Here is a 1645-nt window from a genome sequence, read left to right on the forward strand (position 1 = left end):
CGGAGCAGAAGGCGGCCAAGGGGTTCGCCGGTCACCTGGCGGCGCTGCGGGAGGGGCGGGTCACCGCCGGCCTGGTCAAGGTCGTCGGGGTCGGCGCCGCCGGTCTCGGCGCGGCGGCGCTGCTCGCCGCCGACCCGGCGGTGCGGGCGCACCGGCACCGGCAGGGGCAGGGCGTCGTGGGCCGGACGGTGGACGTGCTGCTCGGCGCGGGCGTGGTCGCCGGCACCGCGAACCTGGTCAACCTGCTCGACCTGCGGCCGGGGCGGGCGGTGAAGTCGGGACTGCTGCTCGGCGCGCCGCTGACCCGGGGTGCGCACGGCGGCATCGCCGCCGGGGCGGTGGGCGCCGCGGCCGGGCTGCTCGACGCGGACCTCGACGAGCGGGTGATGGTCGGCGACAGCGGCGCGAACGCGCTGGGCGCCCTGCTCGGGGTCGGCCTGGCGGCGCGGTGCGGCCCGGTGGGCCGGGCGGCGGCGCTGGCCGTGCTCGCCGGGCTGACCGCGGCCAGCGAGAGGGTCAGCTTCACCCAGGTCATCGCGCGGACCCCGGGCCTGCGGGAGCTGGACGAGCTGGGCCGCCGCCGCGACTGACGTGACGACCCGGGCTCCCCTCGCCGGCGCCGGCCGGGTGGCCGGAGCGGCCACCCTCATCGCCGTGCTGACCGTGCTCAGCCGGCTCGCCGGTTTCGGCCGGACCGCCGTGTTCACCTGGACCCTCGGCCCCACCGACCTGGGTGGGGCCTACGTGGCGGCCAACGCGGTGCCGAACTTCATCTTCGAGATCGTCGCCGGTGGGGCGCTGGCCAGCCTGGTCGTGCCGGTGCTGGCCGGCGCGGTCGCCGCCGGGGACCGGGCGGCGGTGGCCCGGACCACCTCCGCGCTGCTGACCTGGACGGTGTGTCTGCTGGTGCCGCTGGCGGTGCTGGTGGCGCTGCTGGCCGGGCCGGTGGTCGGGCTGGTCGGTGCCGGTCTGTCACCGGAGCAGCAGGAGACCGGCGCCCGGATGCTGCGGGTGTTCGCCCCGCAGCTACCGCTCTACGGGGTCGGGATCGTGCTGACCGGGGTGTTGCAGGCGCACCGCCGGTTCGCCTGGCCGGTGCTGGCGCCGCTGCTGTCCAGCCTCACCGTGGTCGGCGTGTACCTCGGGTTCACCGCCGCCGAGGGGCGGTTCGCCACGATCGCCGGGACGTCCGTGCCGGGTGAGCTGCTGCTGTCGGCGGGTACCACGCTCGGCGTGGTGGTGCTGTCGCTGTCGCTGCTGGCGCCGCTGTCGCGGTTGGGACTGCGGATCCGGCCCGGGTTCGCCTTCCCGGCCGACGCGCGGGCCCGGGTGGGTGGGCTCGCGGTGGCCGGGGCGTGCACCGTGACGGCCCAGCAGGTGGCGTTGATCGTCAGCCTCAACCAGGTGACCTACGGCGGGTCGGGCGACCCGGTGGTGTACCAGCTCGCCCAGACGGTCTACCTGCTGCCCTGGGCGGTGCTGGCGGTACCGCTGGCGGTGGCGGCGTACCCGACGCTCGCCGCGGCCCGGGCCACCGGGGACGAGGAGACCTACCGGCGGACCCTGGCCCCGGCGGCGCGCGGGGTGCTGCTGTTCAGCGCCCTCGGCGCCGCCGCGCTGGTCGGCACGGCGGTGCCGGTCGGGG

The 1645-nt window shown here is 77.6% G+C and carries 2 protein-coding genes; both read left to right on the plus strand.

What is annotated here, in order from left to right; all coding sequences use genetic code 11:
* Positions 1-590, plus strand: a 590-nt coding sequence (locus AWW66_RS32120) for a hypothetical protein (protein WP_067374586.1), incomplete at its 5' end; no start/stop codon positions are given.
* A gap of 1 nt (position 591) precedes the next feature.
* On the plus strand, positions 592-1645 hold a 1054-nt coding region (gene murJ / locus AWW66_RS32125), incomplete at its 3' end, for a murein biosynthesis integral membrane protein MurJ (protein WP_245648590.1).

Source organism: Micromonospora rosaria, from assembly GCF_001567585.1.
GTDB lineage: Bacteria > Actinomycetota > Actinomycetes > Mycobacteriales > Micromonosporaceae > Micromonospora > Micromonospora rosaria.